Genomic DNA, 21,839 nt, shown 5'->3' on the forward strand with positions numbered 1-21,839 from the left:
AGTTATGCTCGCGCCATGAACTTGTCGACTGGAACTACGCCGATGAACGGGGCACGGGGCACCGCGTTGCACCGGCAGATCTACCTGGTGCTGCGCGACGAGATTTCGCGCGGCCTGTTTCCGGACGGTGCGTTGCCGAACGAGGAAGCGCTCTGCGAGCGATTCGGCGTCTCCCGCATCACCGTGCGGCGTGCCCTGGGCGACCTGGCGGCGCTGGGCTTGGTCGAGCGCAGGCACGGCCGTGGCACCTTCGTGCGGGGCGAGCCCGGACAGCTGCGGCCCGTGCCCAGCCTCAGCGTCATCGACAGCCTGCGCAAGACCGCGATCGAGACGATCGTCCGCGTCCTCGAGGTCGAGCAGACCGTCCCGCCGGCCGATGTGGCGAGGCTGCTGCAACTTCCGCTAGGTGAGAAGGCCGTGCACGCGTTGCGCATTCGATCCAACCGCAACGGCCAGCCTGCGATGCTGACGGACGCGTGGGTGCCCGCGGCCGTCGGCCGGCGCGTGACGGCGGCTGCCCTCAAGAAGAAGGCGCTCTACGAGATCCTGATGACGCAGGGCGTCGAGTTCGGCCGCGTCGTGCAGGAGTTCAGCGCGACGGTGAGCGACCCGGATCGCGCCGCACTGCTGCAGACGGAGGTGGGTGCGCCGCTGTTGAAGCTGGTGCGGCTGATGCATGACATGGGCGAGCGTCCGGTGCTGCACCTGACCGCCTACATGGCGGCGGATCGGGCGAGCATCATGATGGAGATCGCCGGAGCGACCGTGAACACCCTGACGGCCGGGCAGATCGTGCTGGACGCGCCGGTCGATGACGAGCTTTTGTCCAGATGAGGTCCAACCAAGGCGGCGATCCACGCAACCCAGGCGCGGGCAGCGGCGGCGCCGTCTTGTTGCGCACCTGCTTGAGCGATCGGAAAACAGTGTGACTCGCGATTGCAATCGGGCATCGCCGTTGTCACAAGGGTTGGACGAGCATCGGCGAGAAGCGATTTGATCAGGCCGGCGTGCGAGTAACTGAGCTCGTCATAGTTAGAGGCGCTCCGTTGACACGTCGACCTAATGGCGGCACAGCGTGGACTCTGTGTATGCACAGCGAATCCGCCAATGCAAACATCAAAGCCATCCGGCCTCACCGCGAGCGCCTGCGACCAACTCCTCGAAGCCATCGTGCAAGGTACGTTGGCTCCGGGAGAGCCGCTGTACGAGATCCATCTGGCCGACCGCCTCGGCATGAGCCGCACCCCCATTCGAGAAGCGATGAAGCTGCTCACCCGTGAGGGCTACCTGCAGCAGTTGCCCTCGCGCGGATATGCCGTGCCGCTTCGTTCTCTTGATGACTTGCGGGAATTCTTCGAATTGCGTGAAGTGCTCGAGGCCAGCGCCACGCGCTACGCCGCATTGCGCGCCACGGCGGCCGAATCGCCGAACTGGAGCGCCTGTGCCAGCGATACGAGCGCGAGAAGAACGACGCGAAATGGGCCCAGTTGGGCACGACTTCCATTCGGTGCTGATCAAGGCGGCGCGCAATTCGCGGCTTGAGGTCATGCTCAATTCCCTGAGCGCGCAGATCGTGCTGTCGCGCCGGACTGTCGCCCAGGCCGACGCTGTGCGCCGGCAGGCAGCCGTTCGCGACCACCGCGCGATCTTCGAGGCCGTCAGGGTTGGTGGGCTTGTGGTCTCCTTGCTGAAACATGCCGAACACGTGCCCGAGAAAATTCGGATCGATTCCACGGCCGGGATCCCGCACCTCCAGCGACGCCCAGGAGCCGTCACGGCTCAGGCGAAGATGGACCGTGCCCCTGGGCGGCGTGAACTTCAGCGCGTTGCTCGCCAAGTTCCAGAAGATTTGTTCGACCCGCACCACGTCCGCGAAGATGGCCAGATCCTCGGCTTCCACCTTCAGGGACAGCCTCACAGTTCATCGCCGACTGAACAAAGGTCTGGTGACTTCATGGTTACCCACCTTCTCAATCAGCCTTTGCTTCTGTCCATTGGCTCCCGTCGGTAACGCCTTCTCCGAAGTTGATGCAGGTCCGGCGCGGATTCTTGTTGACCATGAGGCGTACGACATCGCCGCGAGCGTAGTGGCCCGATGGGTCGTAGGCCGCCTTGGCCACGGCGATGTTGGCGAGATCGATGTCTGCGTAGAGCAGGCCCTCCTGGTCCTGAGGCATGTGCGGCACCAGAGGTTGTCCGTCGGGTCCGAAGATCATCGAGTAGCCGCCGCCCGGCTTGCAGCCTTCGGCATTGAGCAGCGCCACTCGGTCGGGCGTGTCGCACAGCGCGTCGAACATGTCCTGCCCGGTGACCGCGCTCGCGTGGAGCACGTAGCAGCCCCCTTCCAGCGCATAGATCTGGCTGGCGGCCAGGTTGACTTCATGTCCGAGCGCATAGGCCTTGCCACGGTACAGGGTGAACGAGGGCCAGGACGCCACGTGCACCTGCTCGTGCATCGAGTACATCGCGTACTTCGACAGCGGCTGGATGTGCTCCGCGCAGCACAGCGCGCCAAGGCGGCCGACACTGGTGTCGACGACCTGGAAGTCGGTGCCATCCCCTTCACCGAAGAGGGTGCGCTCGACGTGCGTGGGCTTCAGCTTGCGGCGCTTGAACACCATCTCGCCCTTGTCGCTGATGAGCGCCTGGCTGATGTACAGCGATCCGCCCTCGATCTCGGAGAAGCCGATCACGACATTGATCTCCGACTTCTTGGCGGCCGCGGCGATTGCCGCCAGCTCCGGCCCGTCGGCCCGCAGGGAATTGGCGTGGTATCTGGAGACGAACTGCATCCCCCATGCCGGCGCGCCGAGCCAGAGCCACCAGGGGTAGCCCGGGATGAACACCTCCGGAAACGCCACGAGCTTCGCGCCGTTGGCCCCCGCCTGGGCGATCAGGCCGACGGCCTTTTCCGTGGAGGCCTTCGCATCGAGGAACGCCGGCGCGGCCTGGACGACGGCCACCTTGAAAGCTGTTTCGGACATCTGGATTTCCTGCCTGTGGGTGAATGGTTGAAAAGGACGGATTTCAGCGACGGGGCATGTCGCGTCGCACGCCGAATGGATCGATGGCCCATCGCCGGGTGACGAGGCTCCAGGCGCCGCCGGACGCGAACACCATGGTGGCGATGGCGAGCGAGCCGAGGCCGATGAAGTACCACGAGCCGTAGCTGGCGAAGGACTCGCGCAGGAGGAAGTAGAGGATCGTTCCCAGAATCGGGCCCTCCAGCGTTCCGATACCGCCGAGCACCGCAATGAAGATGGCTGCGGCGGACCAGTTCAGCGAGAAGGTCGCATCCGGCGTCACCTGCAGCGTATTCATGTAGGCCACGGCGCCCGCGAGGCCGGTGATGGAGCCCGCGATGACCCACAGCGCCAGCTTGGCACGCTGTATCGAAACGCCGGATGCGGCCGCGGCGGCCTCCGAGTCCCTCACGCTCATCAGCGCCAGGCCCAGCTTGCCCCTGAGCATCAGGCGGGCGATGAAGAGCGCGCCGACGCCGGTGATGAGCGCGGACCAATAGACACCCGCGTTGCGCGTCCAACGATCGAAGCTCCCGAGCGCCTCGAGCGGCATGCCGCCCCCTGCTCCCAGCCATTCATTGTTGAGCGTCAGGATCCGCAGCATCTCCGCGAGCACCCATGTTCCCACCGCGAAATGCGCGCCGCTGAGCCGAAACATCGGCAGCGCGCTCAGCAATGCGAAGAGTGCGGTCGCCGCCGTCGCGAGCGGCAGCATGATCCAAGGGTTGATTCCCAACCTGTTGGACAGGGCGAAAAGGGCATAGGCCCCCACGCCGACAAACATCTGGTGCCCCACGACGACCAGCCCGCCGTAGCCTGCGAGCAGGTTCCAGGCCAGCGCCATCGCGAAGACGGTGAAGACTTCCACGAGGAGACGTTGGGTCGCGAAGCTGGTGAACCACGGTGCCAAGGCCAGGGCGCCCAGCACGGCGAGCAACACGACGCCAACTACCGCCCTGCCCGCTTTGCGCGGCCGGGTCCCATTTATCAGTGCGATCGAGTTCATCGCGAACCCTTTCCGAAAAGCCCTTGCGGACGGGCCAGCAACGCGATCAGGAAGACGAGGTGTCCGAAGAACGGGCCGAGGCCCGACGACACCTTGGCACCAAGGAGCTGCGCCACGCCGATGATCAAGCCACCGACGAACGTGCCCCAGACATTGCCGAGGCCGCCGAGCACAACGGCCTCGAACGAGTACAGCAGGCGCTCGGGCCCCGCCGTGGGTGAAAACGGCGTTCTGATGCCGTACATCACCGACGCCAGCGCGATCACGGCGAGGACGAAGCCGGTGACCAGTGAGAAGAAGTTGCGGTCGTTGACGCCGACCAGCCGCGCGGTGCCGGGGTCGTCGGCGACGGCGCGCGCCTGCCGGCCCAGATGCGAGTGGCCGATCAACCAGCTGGTGCCCGCGAAGATGGCCACACTGATCAACGTCGAGACGAGCGGCAGCAGACCTATGGACACCCCGCGCAGGTCGAATCCCTGCAGCGCGAACTCGCCGGCCTGGAGGCTGCGCGTATCGGCCGTATAGACCTCCTGCAGGAGGTTCTGCAGGACGATCGAGAGCCCGAAGGTCAGCAGCAGCGGCGAAAGCGCTCCCCTGCCCACCACGCGATTGAGCAGGACCCTCTGCAGCACATAGCCGATGACGAACATCATCGGGACCACGGCGAGCAACGAGATGAACGGACCTATGCCCAGGAGCTGCATCACCGTGCTGCACAGGTAGGCGCCCAGGACGATCAGGTCGCCATGCGCGATGTTGATCATCTTCATCACGCCGAGGCTCAGGCTGAGGCCCAGCCCGAAGAGGGCATAGAGCGCGCCGAGCATCAGCCCGCCTGCGATGGTTTCGAGTAGTGCTTGCATGTCAGATTCCAAAGTAGGCCTGGGCAACTTGCGCGTGGTCCGCGTGTTCGGAGCTGCCTTCCAGCACCACGCGGCCTTTCTGGATGCAATAGAAGCGGTCGGACTCGGAAAGCGCGCGCTTCACGTTCTGTTCCACCAGCACGACCGCCAGCCCGTCCCTGCGGGCGCGGCCCAGGAGTTCATAGACTTCGTCGACGGCGACCGGCGAGAGTCCCAGCGAGATCTCGTCGCACAGCAGATAGTCGGGATTGCAGACCAGCGCGCGGGAAAGAGCCACGAGCTGCTGCTGGCCGCCCGACAACGCCGTCGCGGGACGGTGCTGGAATGCTTCCATCGCCGGAATTTCCTTCATCAGGCGCTCCACGGTCCACGGCCCCTTGCGGCCGTTGCGCATCGCCAGCTGAAGGTTTTCGCGCACCGTCAGGCTGGGAAACAGCCGCCGGCCTTCGGGCACCAGTGCAATGCCGCGATCGAGCTGCTTGCGCTCCGGCTCCCCGCCCACGGGCCGGCCGTCGAGCAGGACCCCGTCCGGTCGGGTACGGACTGAACCGACGATCGAACGAAGCAGCGTCGATTTGCCCGCCCCGTTCGATCCGATCAGGGCGACGGTTTCGCCTGGCCTGACCTCGAACGTGAAGCCGAACAGCGCCTGGAACAGGCCGTAGTACGCATCGAGACGGTCAGTGCGCAGCATGGTCGACCTCCGCGCCGATGTCGGAGCCGAGGTAGGTGTCTCGCACGGTCTGGTCGCCCATGACCGATCCAGGATCGCCGTCGCAGATGACGGCGCCGCTGGCAAGCACCACGAGACGGTCCGCCGCCGAGACCAGCGCGTGCACAAGGTGCTCGATCCAGAGAATGGCGACGCCGCTTTGATGGATCGTGACGATCAGCTGCAGCAATTGCTGCATCTCGCCGTCGGTCAGGCCCCCGGCCACCTCGTCGAGCAACAAGAGGCGCGGCTGCGTGGCAATCGCGCGCGCAAGCTCGAGCCGCTTGCGCTGAAGCAGCGTGAGTGTGCCTGCCAGCTTGTCCGCGACCGGAGCGAGGCCGCAGCGTTCGATCGCATCGACCGCCAGGGCCTGTGCGGCACTCCCGGTCCCGCTGCTGCCGAAGCTCGCGGCGACCAGGGCGTTCTCGTAGGCGGTCATGCCTTCGAACGGCTGCGGAATCTGGAAGGTGCGTCCGATGCCGGCGCGGCAACGCTGCGCCGCATCCAGCGTGGTGACGTCCATACCATCGAGAAAGACGCTGCCGCCGTCACAGCGCGTGCTGCCGGAAATGAGCCCGAACATCGTGCTCTTGCCGGCGCCGTTGGGGCCGATCACCCCGATGAATTCGCCCTCCTCGACTGAAAGCGAGAGCTTCGGGATGATCACCATGTCTCCGTAGCGCTTGGTTGTGTCACGCAGTTCGAGCAGCATGGCAGCTCCTCAGCCCAGCTTCAGGAGTTCGAACTTGCGCTGCACGGGAATCTCCGGCGCGGTCTTGTTGTTCGTGATGAAGAGCTCCGGCTTGCCTGCAGCGTTCACCCGCCACTGGCCGCCGACGACACGCATCTTGGAGACGTTCTTGATGCCGCTCGACGTGAAGTCCAGCCTGCCGATGATGGTGTCGTGTTTCATCACGCGCACGGCGTCGGCCACCTTGACCGGGTCCTTGGGGTTGCCGCTGGCCTTGAGCGCCTGGATGCCCGCTTCGAACAGCGCATGGACGACGCCCATCGGCTGGGTCCACTCGCGCTTCGTGGCGGCGGTGTAGGCATCGGCGAACTGCCTGGCCGTCTGGCCGGTGAGGCTCGACTTGAACGGATAGGCAGGCGTCCACCAGATCTCGGTGGACATGCCGTCGGCGCGCGGCCCGAGTGCGGCGACCCCGCCCGGGAAGAGCAGAGCCTTGGCGACAGTCGCGACCTTCGGCTTGAAGTTCATCTGCGCGGACTGCTTGACGAACGAAGCCCACTCGGGCGGATTGAACAGGCCGGTGACGATCTCGACGTTGTCCTTCTTGAACGCCTGGATGTAGGAGGAAAAATCGTCGGCGCCCACCGGGAACCGGCCGATGTCCACGATCTTGTAGCCCCCCTTGGCGAAGGCGCCGGGCATGCCGAGCTTCAGGTCGCCCATGGCGTTGCCCGGCACGTCGTTGCTGAAGACCGATCCGACCGCCTTGTTCGACGGCACGCCGGACCAGATGTCGAGATACACGTCGGAGATGTCTTCAAGGCCCCAGAAGAAGTGGAAGACGCTCTTGAAGCCCTTGGCCGGATCGCCCTTGAGCGGGAACATCCACGCTTGCCACGGGCCGACCGTCGAGATGCAGGGCACGCCATTCAGTTCGCATTGCTGCGATGCGTTGGGGCCGATCGCCACCTGCGCCAGCATCAGGTCGATGTTCTCCTTGTTGATGAGCTCGGCCGCCAGGTTGGACTGCCGGTCGGGGCTGCTCTGGTCGTCGCGCGCCAGGATCTCGACCTTGTATTTCCTGCCCCCGACGACAAGGCCGTCCGCGAGCGACTTGCGCACCTGGTCGAGGATGAAGTCATCGGCCTCGGCGAAGGGAGAGAAAGGCCCCGTCTTCGGGCTGATGTAGCCGATCTTGATCGTGTCCTTGTCGGCTGCCCAGACCTTGCCGGCCTGGCCGAGGGCCGCCACCGCGCCGAGCGCTGCCGCGCCGCGAAGCAGCTGGCGGCGGTTGCCCAGGAGACCTGTGTAGCTGGCGTTCTGCATGTAAGTGGATGTCTTCAAGGTGCGCTCCGTTGCGGTTACAGCCCTCCGCGAAGGCCTGCCCGAACTTTGCTTTTTTCCGGCACGCGCGACTTTGCTGGCTCGGCCGCAAAAGTTGACTGGAACGGCCCTGCCCGAGGGCAGAAACACGCGCGTCACCGAGGCGTGACCTAGGGTTTTCTTGGCATCAACCTTGCGTGATTTCCATCAAACTCCGGACATCCGGACTCATGCACCGGGCCTGCGCTACCCGGGCACCGAGCAAGTGCAACGTCAGCCCCAAGGCGGGCCGCCATGTCGACTTCCACCGTCAACTCGACCTCGATCCTCGCTTCCACTGCCGGCCTCGATCAGCACGACAAATTCGGCTATTGGCAGGACGTCGTGTGCCGTGCGCTGGTCGATCTCGAGTGCAGGCCGGTGAGCGGCATGGCCTTCGAGGCCTCCGTCGAGGGATCGCGCCTCGAGGGGCTGAGCGTTGCCCGGATCGAAGCTTCGGCGCACCGCGTCGAGCGCCAGCCTTCGGCCATAGCGCGCGCCAGCGAAGAGTCGCTGATCTTCAATTTCGTCCTCTCGGGCGTGGCCATGGCGCAGCAGGATGGGAGAAGCGTGGTGCTGAGGGCGGGCGACGGCGCCGTCTGCGATGCACAGCGCCCCTATTCGCTCAGATTCGACGACACGTTCAAGATCATCACGATCAAGCTGGCGCGTTCGGCCATCGCGCACCGGGCCGGGAGCATCCATCGCATCACGGCCACAAGCTTTGGCGAATCGAGCCAGATGTGCCCGATCCTTTTCGGGTACCTGGTCAGTTTCAGCAAGCAGGCTTCGCTTCTGGCGCCGGCCGCGTCGGAAAAGGTGGTCCGGAACTTCACCGAGTTGCTGGCTGCCGCCCTGGACGAAGTCATCCTGGCCTCACCGCTGCCGCTTTCCGAATACCGTGCAACCGCGTTGATGCGCGTGAGGGACTTCGTGGAGCGCCATCTCGACGTGTGCGAACTCGACACGTCCATGGTGAGCACCGCCTTGAATCTGTCGCCGCGCTACATCAACAAATTGTTCGAAGCCGAGAACACATCCCTGACCCGGTACATCTGGCGACGGCGCCTGGAGCGTGCGGCGGCCGACCTTCAGGATCCGGCGCGCGCCGGCCTCGGCATTTCAGCGATCGCGATGGCGCACGGCTTCAACGACTTGAGCCACTTCAGCCGGGCATTCCGGCAACGGTTCGACCTCTCGCCCCGCGCGTACCGCGCAAGCGGCGCTGTCTCGACGGGTTCAACCCCTTCGACCGCTTCAACCGCCTGAGGCGTCACCCGCCACCCGGCGAGCCGGAAGATCGCGCACCGTTGTGGCACCGAGCAGGGTCATGTTGCGCACCAGCTCGTCGGCCAGGATTTTCAGCACGGCTGCCGCGCCCTGCTGCCCACCCACCGCCAGGCCGTAAAGGGTGGGCCGGCCCACGAACACAGCCGTGGCCCCCAAGGCCAAGGCCTTCGCGACGTCGCCACCACGGCGGATTCCGCCGTCCATGAACACGGGAATGCGTCCAGCGACTGCCCCCGCGACGCGCGGCAGCGCGGAGATCGCCGAGGGAGACGCATCGTTCTGGCGGCCGCCATGGTTCGACACGATCAGGCCGTCGATGCCGTGGTCGACCGCCATGCGTGCATCGTCTGGATGGAGCACGCCCTTGAGAAGGAGCGGTCCCTTCCACATTCCGCGAAGCCATGCCAGCGATTCCCAGACGAGCGACCGGTCCATGGCGCGGGCCAGCAAGGCCGCCTGCATGCTGGTCGAACCCGCGCCGCTCCCCGAGGGCGTCAGATTGGCAAAGTCCGGCGCGCCGCGGGGGGCCATCCGAAGCGACCACCTGGGGTGACTCACCAGGTCCCAGGCCAGGCGGGGTGTCGGCCGAAACGGCATGCGGAACCCGTTGCGCAGGTCGAGTTCTCGGTTGCCGCTGACGGGAACGTCCACGGTCAGCACCAGCGCCTGGTAGCCGTCATTCTGGGCACGCTCGACGATCTGGCTCGCCATCTCGCGGTGCATGACGTACAGCTGCATCCACTGCACGCCGCCTGGGGCGGCTGCGCGTACATCCTCCAGCCGCATGTTGGAAGCGGTCGACAGTGAAAAAGGAATGCCCGCATCGGCGGCCGCGGCCGCCAGCAGGCGGTCTCCCTCCGGCCGGACCAGGCCGTTGAGCCCGGTCGGCGCAATGCCGATGGGCAGCGCCCAATTCCGGCCGAAGACCTCGACGGAAGTGTCGACATGCGTGGTGTCGCGCAGCACGCGCGGCGTGAGCTCGATGGACGACAGATCGCCTGCATTTCGACGCATGCAATGGCCATCGTCGGCAGATCCTTCGATGTAGTCATGGACGAATCGCGGCAGCACCGAGCGGGCTCTGCGGCGATAGTCTTCAATGTTCAACAACATGGGCAGTGATCTCGTCTCCAGATCGGGCGCTCGCCATTGTCTGGCGCTCACGGGTGTGTCGACTCATTCTTTTTCCGCCTCTTGGTGAGCGGTGTGCACGAGTCAATTGGCGAGGTCGTCGAACGGCAGCCCGACGTAGTTCTCCGCCAAGGCGGTCGAAGCGGCGCGCGAGCCGGTGACGTAGTCGAGCTCGGCGATCTGGACCTTGTGCTGGAATTCATCGGCACCGGGGAAGCGGTGCAACATCGACGTCATCCACCAGGAAAAGCGCTGGGCCTTCCAGATGCGCCGCAATGCGGTGTCGCTGTAACGGACAAGCAAATCTTCGCGACCTGTCTTGTAGAACTCGCCGATGGCACGCGAGAGCACGCGCACGTCTGCGACGGCCAGGTTCAGACCCTTGGCGCCTGTCGGTGGCACCACGTGGGCGGCATCCCCCGCCAAAAAGAGCCTGCCGTACTGCATCGGCTCGGTCACGAAGCTGCGCATGCCCACGACCGTCTTGCTGAAGATCGGACCTTCCTTCGGTGCCCAGCCATCGCGCGTCGCCAGGCGGGCGCGAAACTCGCTCCAGATACGATCGTCGGACCAGTTCTCGATCTTGTCGGTGGGTTCGCACTGCAGGTACATGCGCTGCACGTCAGGCGAACGCGTGCTGACGAGCGCGAACCCCCGATCGCTCAAGGCGTAGATCAATTCATCAGACGAGGCTGGCGCCTTGCACAGGATGCCAAGCCAGCCGAACGGGTAAAGGCGCTCGAAACCCTTGAGCACGCCCTTTGGGATCGCGGGACGGCTCACGCCTTGCGTTCCATCGCAGCCGGCGATGAAGTCCGCCTCGATCGTCTGAAGTTCGCCGCCTTGCTGACGAAACTGCACGCTCGGCGTCTTTGAGTCCAGACCATGCACACTGACATCGCTGACTTCGAACCGAATGTCGCCACCGGTGGCCAGTCTGGCTTCCACGAGATCTTTGATGACCTCGTGCTGGGCGTAGACCATCACGGCCTTGCCGCCGGTCAACTCGGGGAAGTCGATGCGCCGGTCAATGCCGTCAAAGCGCAGGATCGTTCCTTCGTGACGAAAGCCTTCACGCTCCATGCGGGGGCCGATGCCCATCTGCTTCATCAGGTCCACCGTGCCTTGTTCAAGTACGCCGGCACGGATGGTGGCCTCGATGGCCTCCCGGCTGCGGGTTTCGAGCACGATGGACTCGATGCCCTGCAGGTACAGCATGTGAGAGAGCATCAGGCCGGCTGGGCCGGCACCAATGATGGCTACTTGGGTGCGCACTTTTTTTGTTTCCTTCGGTTCCGCGTGGGATGGCGTGATGAGGTCGTGCGAACGGTATTCAGTCACCGACGATCTTTCTCTCGCGAATGACCTTGCCGAATCGCTTGCCGTCCTCCAGCGCCTTGTCATGGAACTGGGCCGGGGTCATGGGCGCCACTTCACCGCCGAGCGCTGCGATCCGCTCACGCGGGCCCGGCAACGTGAGTGCCTTGTTGATCTCACGATTCAAGCGGGCGATGATCTCTGGGGACGTGCCGGCAGGTGCGTAGAGGCCGAATATCGTGTCGGCATCGAAGCCTTTGAGCCCCACCTCGTCGAGGGTCGGCACATCAGGAAACAAGGGCGATCGCTTGGGACTGCCAACAGCAAGCACTCTGACCTTGCCCGCCTTGATGTGTGGGATGGCTACGCCGGGATCGAACAGAAAGTCCAGTTGGCCCGCCAGCAGATCGGTCAGAGCAGGTGCGGCGCCGCGGTAGGGGACGTGCGTTGCAAAGACGCCCGCTTGCGACTTCATCATCTCGGCCGCCAGATGAGGTGAGCTGCCGTTGCCTGGCGAGCCGAATGACAGCTTGCCCGGGTTCGCCTTGAGATGGGCCAGGAAATCCTTGGCGTCCTTCGCAGGAAACGATGGCTGTGTCACAAGGAAGACAAGCACGCGCGCTGCCGAAGCCACCGGGACTAGGTCCTTGGCCGGATCGAACGGCATCTTGGGATAGATGTGCGGGTTGACCGAGACCATGCCGCCGGAGCTCATCAGCAGCGTGTAGCCATCGGGCGCGGCCTTCGCCACTGCCTCGCCACCAATGTTGCCGCCGGCACCGCTCTTGTTCTCGACGACCACCGGCTGGCCTAGCGCTTCCTGCAGCGGCTGCGTCAGAGACCTTGCGATCTGGTCAGCCGCACCGCCCGGCGGGAAGTTGACGATGACCTTGATGGGCTTTGCCGGCCAAGCCTGGGCAAAGGCGGCACCGGGCAAGGCGAAGGCCAGGGCCGCAGAGACGACCAAGCCCGCGCACCGGGCAGCCGACGTCATCGTGGACAACCGAAATTGATTGAAGCTCACTCTTGTCTCCTGTAAATTTTGATGTGCACTGCTCCACGCCCGGCCGAAAGGCGGCCGGGGCAGTGATAGCTGGCGACGGGAAGTTAAAAGGGGTAGTGACGCGGCGCGATCTGAACCGTCAGCCAACGCAGTTCGGTGAAGGCATCGACGCCGGCTTTGCCACCGAAACGTCCGATGCCGCTGCCCTTGACGCCTCCGCACGGCATCTGGGCTTCGTCGTGCACCGTGGGGCCGTTCACGTGGCACCTTCAGTCGAGGCGGATCTGGTTCTTTCGGATCAGCGCGCCCCATCGCTCGCGTTCCGCATGCACATAGGCAGTCATCTGTTGCGGCGTACCCGGCAGTGCTTCGAGCGACAGCGTCTCCAGCCGCGCCTTCACCGGCGTGGAGGCAAGCGCAGCCTGCAGCGTCTTGTTCAGGGCGGCGATGGTTTCGGGCGGGGTTCCCTTGGGAACGACCAGCCCCTGCCAGGCGGATGCGTCGAAACCGATCAGCCCCTGCTCGGAGAGCGTCGGAACGTCGGGGAAGTTCTTCAGGCGCTCCTTGCTGGCCACGCCGAGCGCCTTGAGCTTGCCCGACATCACGTACTGCTGGACCGTGGCGCTGTCCATGAGCGCGAACGGGATCTGGCCTCCCACAAGATCGATGACCGCTGGCGCGCCGCCGCGATAGGCCACATGCTGCAGCGCGAGACCTGTGCGTTCCTTTAACAGTTCCGCGGCTAGGTGCTGAGGACTGCCGGCTCCCGACGATGCGAAGTTCGCTCCATTGGGGTTGGCCTTGACCCATGCGATGAACTCTTTCAGGTTGTTGGCCGGGTTGCTCGGATGAACGACCAGCAAGAGCGGAAATCGTGCGAGCATGCCGACCGGCATGAAGTCCCTCTCCGCGTCGTAGGGCAGCTTGGCGAACAGTGCCGGATTGGCCGCCAGCGTGGCGAAGTCGGCGGTGAACATGATGTTCCCGTAGTCTTTTGATTTCGCCACGTAATCGGCAGCGATGTTCGTTGCAGCGCCGGGCTTGTTGTTCACGATGATCGTGCGCTTCAACGACTTGCCCATCTCCTCGGCGATCGTTCGTGCCACGGTATCGGAGCCGCCGCCCGCTGCATAGCCGACAACCCATTCGATCGGCTTTTGGTCCTGTGCGAGCGCCACGACAGGCGTGGTGCCCATGACGATCAGGGCGCAGGCGAGAACCCGGCGGTTCATCGAAGCAAACTTCATTTCTCTTGTCTCCGGTTTTAAGAATCGGGGTGCGGCAGCTTCGCTGCCGCAGGCGTCGGCTCGTCCATCTCGGCGTTTTGCCGACAGTGGCGTGGCGCCCGGCAAGAACGCCGATGCGCCTGTGCGTCTGCTAGAAGGGGTATTGGCGCGGCGTGGTCTGCACGGTCAGCCAGCGCAGTTCGGTGAAGGCTTCCACGCCGGCCCTTCCGCCGAAGCGACCGATACCGCTGCCCTTGACGCCGCCGAACGGCATCTGTGCTTCGTCGTGGACGGTGGGGCCGTTCACATGGCAGATGCCCGACTCGATGCGCCCGGCCACCTGAATGGCTCGCGCCACGTCCCGTCCGAACACCGCGGCCGCAAGGCCGTACTCGTTGTCGTTGGCGCAGGCAACGGCCGCTTCCACACCGCTGACCCGAACGATGCCCTTCACAGGGCCGAAAGCCTCCTCCCGGAAGATGCGCATTTCCGAGGTGACGTGATCGAGCAGCGTCGCGGGCATCAGGGTGTCCTTCGCCTTGCCGCCGGTGACGAGCTTGGCGCCCTTGGACAGCGCGTCGTCGATCAGTTCGTTGCAGCGCTTGACCGTGGCCATGTCGACCACCGAACCGAGCACCACGGGTCCCCGCCGCGGGTCGCCCAGCGGAAGACTTGCGGCCCGTGCGCTGAGCTTGGCGACGAACTCATCGGCGATGCTCTCGTCGACGACGATGCGTTCGGTAGACATGCAGATCTGTCCGGAATTGGCGAATGCACCGAACACCGATGCATTGACGGCTGCGTCGACATCGGCATCGTCCAGGATGACCAGGGGGGCCTTGCCGCCGAGTTCAAGCACAACGGGCTTGAGGTATTTGGCGCAGGTTGCAGCGATGAGCTTGCCGACATGCGTCGAGCCCGTGAAGTTCACGCGGCGCACGGCCGGATGCGCAATCATTGCTTCGACCACGGCGGCAGCGTCGGCCGGCGCATTGGTGACGAAGTTCACCACGCCCTTTGGCAGACCAGCCTCTTGCAGCGCCTCGATGATCAAGCCATGCGTGGCGGGACAGATCTCGCTGCCCTTGAGCACGACGGTGTTGCCACAGGCCAGGGGGGTCGCGATGGCGCGAACCGCGAGGATCACCGGTGCATTCCACGGTGCAATGCCGAGGATGACGCCTGCGGGCTGCCTCACGGCCATCGCAAGATTGCCAGGAACGTCGGAGGGAATGACTTCGCCGCTGATCTGGGTTGTGAGCGACGCAGCCTCCAGCAGCATGCCGGCGGCCAGGTGGACATTGAAGCCTGCCCAGATGGCCGATGCGCCGGTCTCGGCGGCGACGGCCGCGGCGAAGGCATCCGCCTTGGCTTCCAGCGCATGCGAGGCCTTCATGAGCAGCGCCCGGCGTTCGCCGGGGCCGGTGGTCGACCAGGTCTTGAAAGCCTCGGCCGCGGCATCCACCGCGGCAACGGCGTCTTCTGTCGTCGCCGCGGGTGCGGTCGTTGCCACGCTGCCGTCCAGAGGGTTGCGCCGCTCAAAGGTTGCGCCGTTGCGAGCGTTCGTGCGCTCGCCATTGATCAACATCGAAATCTTCATCGGCTTGTCTCCGTAGGGTGGTTTGAAAGAATGCTTCCGCCTTGGAACGGGAATGATTGGCGGCGTCAGGCGACCCGGACCTCCACGACGCCGGGCCTGTCACTGGACAGAGCCTCGTCGAGCGCCTTGCGCAGATCGGCCGGGTCGGTCACGCGCACTGCGGTGCACCCCATCCCCTTGGCCAGCGACTGGAAGTCGAGGTCGGGCAGTTCGGTGCCCTGCACGACATCGGTGGGCGAAAAGCCGAACACCGGCGCGAAATCCTGCAGTGCGGCGTACCGCCGGTTGTTCAAGATCACAAAGGTGATCGGCAGCTTGTTCTGCGCCGCGCTCCAAAGCGCCTGAATGGAGTACATGCTGGATCCGTCGCCGATCAGGCAGATGACCCGGCTGCCGGGTTTTCCCAAGGCAACGCCCACGGACGCGGGCATGCCGTAGCCAAGGCCGCCACTGTCCATCGTGTAGAAGGTTTCGCTGCGTGTGAACGGCAGCTGGGCCTGCATCACCGGCCTTGCACTCGGCGCCTCTTCGACCACGATGTGTTCCGGCTTCCTTGCTTCCGCGAGCGTCTGGAGCACGTAGGCCACCGACATCAACGGCGTCGGCTCTGCGCGCGGCGCGGCCTTTCTCGCGGGGGGGAGCGGGCGGGTCTTCTTGGGCGGCAGGGCGAGCAGATCAAGCAATCCCAACCGGACGCTGCCGACTGCCGAGATGCCGACGGGCGCCCAGGCCGCCGTATCGGGATCCTCGGTCAACTGGCAGAGGGCGGCACCGGCAGGCACATGAGGTCCCGCGCCTTCGACGTGGTATGCGAATGCCGGCGCGCCGATGGCGAGGATGAGATCGTGGCCCTCGAGCAGTTCGACGATGCGCTCGCGCATGGCCGGAAGGAAGCCGGCGAACAGGCGATGGTCTTCCGGAAAGCTGCAACGTCCGGACATCGGAGCGACCCACACCCGGGCGTTGTGGGCCTCGGCCAGCGCGACGACTTCGTTCCACGCGTCGTCTCGGTCCGCTGCGGCGCCCACCACGAACGCCGGGCGCTCGCTTGCTTCCAATGCGGCCGAGATCCGGGCAATGAGCTCGGGCTCCGGACGGGTTCGAGTGCTCACGATCCGGGTCGGAACCAACTCGGTGTATTGATCCCAGTCGTCCACAGGCACCGAAACCAGCACCGGACCGCAAGGCGGCATCATGGCCAGGTAATAGGCGCGGGCAATCGCGAGCGGCACGTCTTGCGCACGGGCCGGCTCGATGCTCCATTTGACGTACGGCTTCGGCAGCTCGGTGGCCTGGGCCGAAGACAGAAACGGGTCGAAGGGAAGGATCGAACGCGCCTGCTGCCCGGCGGTGATCACCATGGGCGTGCGGTTCTTGAAGGCGGTGAAGATGTTGCCCATGGCGTTGCCCACACCGGCAGCCGAGTGGAGATTCACGAACGAAGCGTTCCGGGTCGCTTGCGCGTAGCCGTCCGCCATACCGACCACGCAGGCCTCCTGCAGGCCGAGGACGTAGCGGAAATCACTGGGGAAGTCGCGGAACATGGGAAGCTCGGTCGACCCTGGATTCGCGAACACAGAGGTCATTCCGAAGCGACGCATCAAGTCGAACACGGCCTCGCGAACGGTGGTGGTGCCGGCGGGTTGCGCGGGCGTCGCGGCAGCGGCTTGCGGTATGGGTCCGGTCATTTCGTGCTTTCCTGCTGTGCACCGCGAACTCGCAATGCTGTCTCGATGAGGGGAGTGTGGGATCGCGCGCCCATCTTGAAAATTGCCTTTTTGAGAAAAAGTCATTACTGTTTGGCATGACTTTCGATCTGCAGCACCTCGTCGCCTTCAACGCCATCGTTTCTTCGGGGAGCCTGGGGCGAGCGGCCGACGCACTCAACATCACCCAACCCGCGCTGAGTCGCACGATCCGCAGATTGGAGGAGCAGGCCGGGGCACCGCTGTTTGAGCGCCATTCGAAGGGAATGCAGCTCACCGATGTCGGCCGCGCGCTGCAGCCGCATGCACTCCTGCTGCAGCGCGAATCGGAGCACGCAAGCGAGAACATCAAGGCCATGCTCGGGCTGGCGAAGGGCACGATCCGGGTCGGTGCGGTCGGGAGCATCGCTTGTCTCGTGCTTCCTTCGGCCATTGGCCGGACCTGCAGGAAGTGGCCGAACCTTCAGGTTCAGATCATCGAAGGCGTCTGGGACCGGCTTGCGGACGCGCTCGTCTCGCACGAGATCGACCTGGCGCTCGGGGTCGACACCGAGGACACGGACGAGATCGCCGCCGTCAAGGACTGCAGATGGGAAGACACCAGCTACGTCGTGGCTGGCCGTCACCACCCTCTGCGCAAGAAGCCGAAGCTGAAGCTGTCGGACACCCTGGCCGAGCGCTGGGCGATCCTTCCAAAGGGAACTGCACCGTTCGAGCACATGAAGAGCGTATTTGCGCGGCACAACCTTGCGCTGCCCAACGTGGTCGTCGAGACGCGCTCGGTCATGGCGCTCAAGAGCCTGATCGGCCACTCGGGCTTTCTGGGGTGGATGCCGGCGCCGATGTACGACGCGGAGCGAAAGGCCGGGCTGATCGATGCCCTCGACATCCCCGGCGCAAGCGACAAAAGAATCCTGACCGCTTTTCGCAGGCGGGCCGGCATGCTGCCGGGCCCCTCGGTCAAGCTGCTCGAGGAGCTCCGCGCGCTGACGGCAGCGTGAAGCAACGTGAAGCACGCATCGAGCGAAGATGCTCAGACGACCATGTGCTGCTCGATCCGCTCGCGGCCCAGGGCGGCGAAGCTGCCTTGCAGGACGACTTCGCCGTGGTCCAGGACCAGGACCGAGTCGGCAAAGGCTGCCACGAACTCAAGGTTCTGCTCGACGATGATGAATGAATCGCCGCCGGCCTTCCTGCGGGTGACCATCGCGGCCATCCGGTCGATGTTTTCTGGCTGGACGCCTTCGGTAGGTTCGTCGAGCATAGCGAGTTTCGCCTTCAGCCCCATGGTCCGGGCGAAGGACAACAGCTTCCGCTCGCCGCCGCTCAGCGACCCCGCCCGCTGGTTCAGCCGGCGTTGGAGCAGCGGGAAGTGCTCGAAGACCTCCGCGTAGCGTTCGGCGTTCAGTTGGTCGAGCGCATCGCCAAGCAGAACGGCACGGACTACGAAGCTGCCGAGAAATCGCTCATGGCCTCGTTGGGGGGCATACCCATCGGACGCCCTGCAAGACCGCGTGAAGTGGCTGAGCTTGTCGGGTTTCTGGTGTCGGAGCGGGCCGCGTCCATCCACGGTGTGGAGTACGTCATTGACGGCGGCACGGTGCCTGTGGCTTGAAGATCGGCTTTCGTTGACCTGGCTAGCGGCTTTAACTGACTTCAACACTTGTTGACAGTCGCAGTGCTGGCATTTGGGGCACCTACGGTGAGCGCCGGAAGCTCGAAGTGAGATGTGAGTCTTGGCACAAGCGCTTGGGTCAGCTTGAAGACAAAACAAACCGCAAGGACCTGGACGCACGCGGATCGGCGCGTTCTGTCTGAGAATCGGTCGCCATCACGCGGCGGTGAGCATGCTGGACCAGCTCGGCGATGCGGGGCAGGTGCTTGTCACATCGCGCATCCTCCAATTGATCGGGCCGTGTCCGCGCCGGAGATGGATGTGCTGGGGCTGGAGGACAGCACCGCCTTTTCTTCTGGAACGCACGGGAGCTGCGTCCTGCTTGACATAGGAGCGTCAACGCCTGTAGCGAGGCGCTGTTCGGGTCATTGATGGTGGAGCGGTTGCACGGACAACGCTTCAAGACCCAAGCGCGAGGCCAAGGACGAAACCGTTGCGTGGCTGCTCTGGTACAACCGTGCTTCGACTGCACTCGACGCTGGCCTACGTCAGTGCGATGCAGTTCGAGCAGGACTGGCTTGCCAATCAACCCAGGCAAGCCAACTCATGAGCTCATCTATGGGATACGGATTCCAGGGGCAAGGTCAAAGCGCGGTGGGGCACTGACATGGCCTCGACGGGTGCTATCTTCTCAGCCGGGTGGATCAGTCCACGGGTTTGCGCAGACGATGTTCATCGCCCTGAATGGCGTCACGTCGCGAGTGCAGACTGCGAAGCCGTTGGCTGCAGCGATGGCTCCGATCTGGCTGTCCGCATAGGTGACGGTGAAGCCGCGCGTCCTGGTGTGCTCCATGAGTTGCGCGTGTGCGACGGCCGCCATCATGTCGAAGGCCAGGATGCGGCCCTGGTACTCCTGGATGGCCAGCTGGGCCTGCTGGTCCAGCAACTGACGCCTCGCGCCCAGAGGCAGCAGGGCCACCCCGTTGAGGATCTCCATGACGGTGATCGTGCTGGTGTAGAGATCGCCCTGGCGCTGTGCGGCCAGCCAGGCGAGAACCGCCGAATCAGCCGCCCTTCCCTTCATCGTTTCTGAAATGACGTTGGTGTCGAGCAGGATCATTGCGGCGGGTCGAACTCGGAGCCGCTGAAGTCAGGGAACTCGGCCGGTGACTGGTTGCGGGCGAAGATCACGTCCATCTCTTCGCGGCTGATCGGCTCGACGCCCTGCGCAGCGAAGCGTTCGATCAATGCCTGATTACGGGCGACCATGCGATCCACCCAATTACCCTGCGCCTGCTCTTCCGCCGCGGCGATGAGTAGCGATCTGGCCAAGCCCTCGACGCTCGCACGCCCTGACCTTCTGGCGGCCAGAATCTTGAGCTTCGCGTGGGTGTCGTCCGGTACGTTTCGGATGATGAGGGTTGCCACGATAGCCTCCATGCCTTAATGCTATCAATGATAGCGCTACTGGCCTGGCTAGGCGTATCAACCACTGTTCTCTGCTCTGCTCCGCTTATATAAGCCGGCCTCGACACCTGCCTGCCGCGGCGACATCGCGCCTTCATGTTGCTTCGCGCGGGTCGCCAGGAAAGCTTGGACGGCAGACGACCGGATGCGCCGATGCCCTCCCTCGGTCATCACGACTACGCCAAGCTTGCCTGCCTTGCCGAGCATCGATACGTACGGTCGGCTCACCTTGAGCTTGGCGGCGGCCTCCACCGTTGTCAGCAGCACATCGGTGATCGCATGTTGCGCAACAACCGGGAACGCATCCGCACTGCCAATCTCTTCGTTTGCCAGCTTGGCAAATAAGCACCATGCGCAGCGCCCTGCCCTGGACAGTGCGAGCACTCAGTGACTGTTCGAGCACCTTCGCCACGAAGACGGTCATGCGCGCGCCGAGTGCGTCGACGCTGGTCGGCGCCGCCATGATGTCGAGGCCAACGGGTGCATTGGTGGACCTCGATTTTGGGCGGCTAACTTCAGCTACCTCGCGCGCTACAGCCTTTACCCACCTCGGCGGCGAGAGGGTTGAACGGGTCCGCAAGCAGGGGCACGTACTTGGCGACGGCTGGCTCCGGAGGCGCCGCTTGCCACACTGCACCTCGCGAGTGTTCTCCGCTGGCGAGCCTGCCCGAGCCCGCGCTCCCCGCGCTAGGGCGCCGTTTCCCCCGCGCTGCGTGCACCAGGCGTCATGGAGCGTCGTCGACGGCACCCAGGAAACAGCCCGTCAGATGCGAACGGTTCGAGCTGTGTACGCAACGATCCGCGTTTCTGTCTGTGCCGTTGTCCGATACAGGCCGCGCTGCTCGGTGCGCAGCAAGACACCGGAAACGATCCAGTTCTGAATCATGTGCCGCGCGACGCCGCGCGCAATCAATTCGCTGGCTGTGATGGCCTTGCTTCGCTCGCGTCGCGGAGCTGCTGCCGTCTTGCTGTCTTTCGCCAACACAGCCGACCCGAGCGGATCGACGGCTTTCGGCTCTCGCGAGCGCTTGCGAGACGGCGCCATGGCGGGCGCCGGCTGCGCTGTCGACGTCGTCGATCCATCGTCGAGATCGATGCCGAACAAGGCCGACAGATCTGTGCCGTCCAAGGCACCTCGCGTGTCGGACGGCGCCATCGCTGGCATGTCGCCAAATTGTCCAGTCAGCTCCTGCGGGTCCACCTGGCGCAGTCGGAACAGCAGCTCCGGCTCGTTGTCGAGGCGGGCACCCACGCCGTACAGCACCGCCGCGACATGCTTGCACATCGACGCAGCGTCCGGGCAACTGCAACACATGCTGATTTGCCGCGGCAGCGGGAACAGCCCCTCGCCGCGGCGCGTCACCGTTTCCATCACCGCCTTGGACAGGCGGCCCTGCAGCAATTCGACCAGGGAGGCCACCTTGCCCGAACATTCCTTGATGATCGCGCCCCACCTCGTCGCCGGCAGTGGCTGCACACCGATCTCGACCCTGTAGACATCCGAACCGGATACGCGCGCCAACACCCGGCCGCTCTCGATGCACAGATCGATGACGGAACCGTTGCGCACATAGGTCCGCCCGCGCGGCAGTCGGTTCGCAAAATCGCTGTAGGACTCCAGGTTGTCGCACCAGGCCTTGCCCCAGAAGCTCTTGGCGATCGCGCGGCCTTCAATCGTGACCGGCTGGCAGCCCTGCCCTTTCTTGTTCAGCGCCGCGACCGTTAGCTTGGCCTGGCGCTGCCTTTGCGCCACGGGAATGTAAGGCGCCCAGCCGCCGTAGTCGTTTCGTCCCATGTGTTGCCCCGACCTCTTCCAAACAAGACGCG

The 21,839-nt window shown here is 64.6% G+C and carries 21 protein-coding genes and 6 pseudogenes; 7 read left to right on the plus strand and 20 right to left on the minus strand.

Annotation, left to right across the window (positions count from 1 at the left end; all coding sequences use genetic code 11):
- Window positions 1-42 precede the first annotated feature (42 nt).
- The 3 genes and pseudogenes from AC3A6X_RS20615 to AC3A6X_RS20625 form a co-directional block, all read left to right on the plus strand.
- Window positions 43-834, plus strand: a complete 792-nt coding sequence (locus AC3A6X_RS20615) for a GntR family transcriptional regulator (protein ID WP_487843947.1) — start codon at window positions 43-45, stop codon at window positions 832-834.
- Window positions 835-1,107: 273 nt separating this feature from the next.
- Window positions 1,108-1,542, plus strand: coding sequence for a GntR family transcriptional regulator (locus AC3A6X_RS20620; RefSeq protein WP_487843948.1), 435 nt, complete (start codon window positions 1,108-1,110; stop codon window positions 1,540-1,542).
- Window positions 1,508-1,603, plus strand: a pseudogene (locus AC3A6X_RS20625) (hypothetical protein); the annotation flags it as partial. The gene AC3A6X_RS20620 and the pseudogene AC3A6X_RS20625, both read left to right, overlap by 35 nt.
- 132 nt (window positions 1,604-1,735) lie before the next feature.
- Here the strand turns inward: AC3A6X_RS20625 and AC3A6X_RS20630 are convergent.
- The 7 genes and pseudogenes from AC3A6X_RS20630 to AC3A6X_RS20660 form a co-directional block, all read right to left on the minus strand.
- A pseudogene (locus tag AC3A6X_RS20630) lies at window positions 1,736-1,918 on the minus strand (ATP-binding protein); the annotation flags it as partial.
- 52 nt (window positions 1,919-1,970) lie between these two features.
- Entirely contained in the window at window positions 1,971-2,984 is a 1,014-nt protein-coding gene (locus tag AC3A6X_RS20635; protein WP_487843949.1) for a nitrilase, read from the minus strand.
- Window positions 2,985-3,027: 43 nt separating this feature from the next.
- Entirely contained in the window at window positions 3,028-4,029 is a 1,002-nt protein-coding gene (locus AC3A6X_RS20640; protein WP_487843950.1) for a branched-chain amino acid ABC transporter permease, read from the minus strand.
- Window positions 4,026-4,892 carry a branched-chain amino acid ABC transporter permease gene (locus AC3A6X_RS20645; RefSeq protein ID WP_487843951.1) on the minus strand — a complete coding sequence of 289 codons (867 nt, stop codon included), beginning with the start codon at window positions 4,890-4,892 and terminating at the stop codon, window positions 4,026-4,028. The genes AC3A6X_RS20640 and AC3A6X_RS20645 overlap by 4 nt, the downstream gene beginning before the upstream one ends.
- Before the next feature lies 1 nt (window position 4,893).
- Window positions 4,894-5,586: an ABC transporter ATP-binding protein gene (locus AC3A6X_RS20650; RefSeq protein ID WP_487843952.1), complete on the minus strand. Its 693-nt coding sequence runs from the start codon at window positions 5,584-5,586 to the stop codon at window positions 4,894-4,896.
- Window positions 5,573-6,316, minus strand: coding sequence for an ABC transporter ATP-binding protein (locus AC3A6X_RS20655; RefSeq protein WP_487843953.1), 744 nt, complete (start codon window positions 6,314-6,316; stop codon window positions 5,573-5,575). Before AC3A6X_RS20655 ends, AC3A6X_RS20650 begins: the two co-directional genes overlap by 14 nt.
- A 9-nt stretch (window positions 6,317-6,325) precedes the next feature.
- Window positions 6,326-7,639 (minus strand): ABC transporter substrate-binding protein, encoded by a 1,314-nt coding sequence (locus AC3A6X_RS20660; protein WP_487843954.1) that lies wholly within the window; start codon window positions 7,637-7,639, stop codon window positions 6,326-6,328.
- A gap of 273 nt (window positions 7,640-7,912) precedes the next feature.
- On the opposite strand from AC3A6X_RS20660, the gene AC3A6X_RS20665 reads away from it, so the two are divergent.
- Entirely contained in the window at window positions 7,913-8,926 is a 1,014-nt protein-coding gene (locus AC3A6X_RS20665; RefSeq protein WP_487843955.1) for an AraC-like ligand-binding domain-containing protein, read from the plus strand.
- On the opposite strand, the gene AC3A6X_RS20670 is transcribed toward AC3A6X_RS20665, so the two are convergent.
- The 7 genes and pseudogenes from AC3A6X_RS20670 to mdlC form a co-directional block, all read right to left on the minus strand.
- Window positions 8,915-10,060 carry an alpha-hydroxy acid oxidase gene (locus AC3A6X_RS20670; RefSeq protein ID WP_487843956.1) on the minus strand — a complete coding sequence of 382 codons (1,146 nt, stop codon included), beginning with the start codon at window positions 10,058-10,060 and terminating at the stop codon, window positions 8,915-8,917. The two genes, AC3A6X_RS20665 and AC3A6X_RS20670, sit on opposite strands and share 12 nt — an antisense overlap.
- Window positions 10,061-10,162: 102 nt before the next feature.
- Complete coding sequence (gene pobA / locus AC3A6X_RS20675; RefSeq protein ID WP_487844084.1) at window positions 10,163-11,353, minus strand: 4-hydroxybenzoate 3-monooxygenase; 1,191 nt, start codon at window positions 11,351-11,353, stop codon at window positions 10,163-10,165.
- A 58-nt stretch (window positions 11,354-11,411) separates the two neighbouring features.
- A complete protein-coding gene (locus tag AC3A6X_RS20680) occupies window positions 11,412-12,389 on the minus strand; it encodes a Bug family tripartite tricarboxylate transporter substrate binding protein (RefSeq protein ID WP_487844085.1) in 978 nt (325 codons plus the stop codon).
- Between the two features lie 113 nt (window positions 12,390-12,502).
- Window positions 12,503-12,664: pseudogene (locus AC3A6X_RS20685) on the minus strand (aldehyde dehydrogenase family protein); the annotation flags it as partial.
- 3 nt (window positions 12,665-12,667) lie between these two features.
- A complete protein-coding gene (locus AC3A6X_RS20690) occupies window positions 12,668-13,645 on the minus strand; it encodes a Bug family tripartite tricarboxylate transporter substrate binding protein (RefSeq protein ID WP_487843957.1) in 978 nt (325 codons plus the stop codon).
- 130 nt (window positions 13,646-13,775) lie between these two features.
- Window positions 13,776-15,224 carry an aldehyde dehydrogenase gene (locus AC3A6X_RS20695; protein ID WP_487843958.1) on the minus strand — a complete coding sequence of 483 codons (1,449 nt, stop codon included), beginning with the start codon at window positions 15,222-15,224 and terminating at the stop codon, window positions 13,776-13,778.
- Window positions 15,225-15,289: 65 nt separating this feature from the next.
- The gene (gene mdlC, locus AC3A6X_RS20700) at window positions 15,290-16,912 is read right to left on the minus strand and encodes a benzoylformate decarboxylase (RefSeq protein ID WP_487843959.1); all 1,623 of its coding nucleotides are present in this window, start codon (window positions 16,910-16,912) and stop codon (window positions 15,290-15,292) included.
- A gap of 116 nt (window positions 16,913-17,028) precedes the next feature.
- Between mdlC and AC3A6X_RS20705 the strand changes: the two genes are divergently transcribed.
- Window positions 17,029-17,931, plus strand: a complete 903-nt coding sequence (locus AC3A6X_RS20705) for a LysR family transcriptional regulator (RefSeq protein ID WP_487844086.1) — start codon at window positions 17,029-17,031, stop codon at window positions 17,929-17,931.
- 32 nt (window positions 17,932-17,963) lie between these two features.
- On the opposite strand, the gene AC3A6X_RS20710 is transcribed toward AC3A6X_RS20705, so the two are convergent.
- Both AC3A6X_RS20710 and AC3A6X_RS20715 read right to left on the minus strand, forming a co-directional pair.
- The gene (locus AC3A6X_RS20710; protein ID WP_487844095.1) at window positions 17,964-18,194 is read right to left on the minus strand and encodes a hypothetical protein; all 231 of its coding nucleotides are present in this window, start codon (window positions 18,192-18,194) and stop codon (window positions 17,964-17,966) included.
- A gap of 42 nt (window positions 18,195-18,236) precedes the next feature.
- Window positions 18,237-18,362, minus strand: a pseudogene (locus AC3A6X_RS20715) (ABC transporter ATP-binding protein); the annotation flags it as partial.
- Here AC3A6X_RS20715 and AC3A6X_RS20720 point away from each other — a divergent pair.
- Both AC3A6X_RS20720 and AC3A6X_RS20725 read left to right on the plus strand, forming a co-directional pair.
- Window positions 18,333-18,545, plus strand: a pseudogene (locus AC3A6X_RS20720) (SDR family oxidoreductase); the annotation flags it as partial. The pseudogenes AC3A6X_RS20715 and AC3A6X_RS20720 sit on opposite strands and share 30 nt — an antisense overlap.
- Window positions 18,546-18,943: 398 nt before the next feature.
- Window positions 18,944-19,155 (plus strand): annotated as a pseudogene (locus tag AC3A6X_RS20725) (IS3 family transposase); the annotation flags it as partial.
- An 81-nt stretch (window positions 19,156-19,236) separates the two neighbouring features.
- On the opposite strand, the gene AC3A6X_RS20730 reads toward AC3A6X_RS20725, so the two are convergent.
- The 4 genes from AC3A6X_RS20730 to AC3A6X_RS20745 all read right to left on the minus strand — a co-directional run bounded on the left by AC3A6X_RS20730 (window position 19,237) and on the right by AC3A6X_RS20745 (window position 21,807).
- Window positions 19,237-19,665 (minus strand): PIN domain-containing protein, encoded by a 429-nt coding sequence (locus AC3A6X_RS20730; protein ID WP_487843960.1) that lies wholly within the window; start codon window positions 19,663-19,665, stop codon window positions 19,237-19,239.
- On the minus strand, window positions 19,662-19,973 hold the full coding sequence (locus tag AC3A6X_RS20735) for a FitA-like ribbon-helix-helix domain-containing protein (RefSeq protein WP_487843961.1): 312 nt from the start codon (window positions 19,971-19,973) through the stop codon (window positions 19,662-19,664). The genes AC3A6X_RS20730 and AC3A6X_RS20735 overlap by 4 nt, the downstream gene beginning before the upstream one ends.
- 57 nt (window positions 19,974-20,030) lie before the next feature.
- Window positions 20,031-20,396 carry an excisionase family DNA-binding protein gene (locus tag AC3A6X_RS20740; protein WP_487843962.1) on the minus strand — a complete coding sequence of 122 codons (366 nt, stop codon included), beginning with the start codon at window positions 20,394-20,396 and terminating at the stop codon, window positions 20,031-20,033.
- A 379-nt stretch (window positions 20,397-20,775) separates the two neighbouring features.
- Window positions 20,776-21,807: an SWIM zinc finger family protein gene (locus AC3A6X_RS20745; RefSeq protein ID WP_487843963.1), complete on the minus strand. Its 1,032-nt coding sequence runs from the start codon at window positions 21,805-21,807 to the stop codon at window positions 20,776-20,778.
- Window positions 21,808-21,839: the final 32 nt, after the last annotated feature.

This window comes from Variovorax sp. Soil_C_12, from assembly GCF_057657375.1.

Coding starts and splice junctions, on each gene's coding strand:
- AC3A6X_RS20615 (WP_487843947.1), top strand. CDS start 43: ATGAACGGGGCACGGGGCACCGCGTTGCACCGGCAGATCTACCTGGTG.
- AC3A6X_RS20620 (WP_487843948.1), top strand. CDS start 1,108: ATGCAAACATCAAAGCCATCCGGCCTCACCGCGAGCGCCTGCGACCAA.
- AC3A6X_RS20635 (WP_487843949.1), bottom strand. CDS start 2,984: ATGTCCGAAACAGCTTTCAAGGTGGCCGTCGTCCAGGCCGCGCCGGCG.
- AC3A6X_RS20640 (WP_487843950.1), bottom strand. CDS start 4,029: ATGAACTCGATCGCACTGATAAATGGGACCCGGCCGCGCAAAGCGGGC.
- AC3A6X_RS20645 (WP_487843951.1), bottom strand. CDS start 4,892: ATGCAAGCACTACTCGAAACCATCGCAGGCGGGCTGATGCTCGGCGCG.
- AC3A6X_RS20650 (WP_487843952.1), bottom strand. CDS start 5,586: ATGCTGCGCACTGACCGTCTCGATGCGTACTACGGCCTGTTCCAGGCG.
- AC3A6X_RS20655 (WP_487843953.1), bottom strand. CDS start 6,316: ATGCTGCTCGAACTGCGTGACACAACCAAGCGCTACGGAGACATGGTG.
- AC3A6X_RS20665 (WP_487843955.1), top strand. CDS start 7,913: ATGTCGACTTCCACCGTCAACTCGACCTCGATCCTCGCTTCCACTGCC.
- AC3A6X_RS20670 (WP_487843956.1), bottom strand. CDS start 10,060: ATGTTGTTGAACATTGAAGACTATCGCCGCAGAGCCCGCTCGGTGCTG.
- AC3A6X_RS20680 (WP_487844085.1), bottom strand. CDS start 12,389: ATGACGTCGGCTGCCCGGTGCGCGGGCTTGGTCGTCTCTGCGGCCCTG.
- AC3A6X_RS20690 (WP_487843957.1), bottom strand. CDS start 13,645: ATGAAGTTTGCTTCGATGAACCGCCGGGTTCTCGCCTGCGCCCTGATC.
- AC3A6X_RS20695 (WP_487843958.1), bottom strand. CDS start 15,224: ATGAAGATTTCGATGTTGATCAATGGCGAGCGCACGAACGCTCGCAAC.
- mdlC (WP_487843959.1), bottom strand. CDS start 16,912: ATGACCGGACCCATACCGCAAGCCGCTGCCGCGACGCCCGCGCAACCC.
- AC3A6X_RS20705 (WP_487844086.1), top strand. CDS start 17,029: ATGACTTTCGATCTGCAGCACCTCGTCGCCTTCAACGCCATCGTTTCT.
- AC3A6X_RS20710 (WP_487844095.1), bottom strand. CDS start 18,194: ATGCTCGACGAACCTACCGAAGGCGTCCAGCCAGAAAACATCGACCGG.
- AC3A6X_RS20730 (WP_487843960.1), bottom strand. CDS start 19,665: ATGATCCTGCTCGACACCAACGTCATTTCAGAAACGATGAAGGGAAGG.
- AC3A6X_RS20745 (WP_487843963.1), bottom strand. CDS start 21,807: ATGGGACGAAACGACTACGGCGGCTGGGCGCCTTACATTCCCGTGGCG.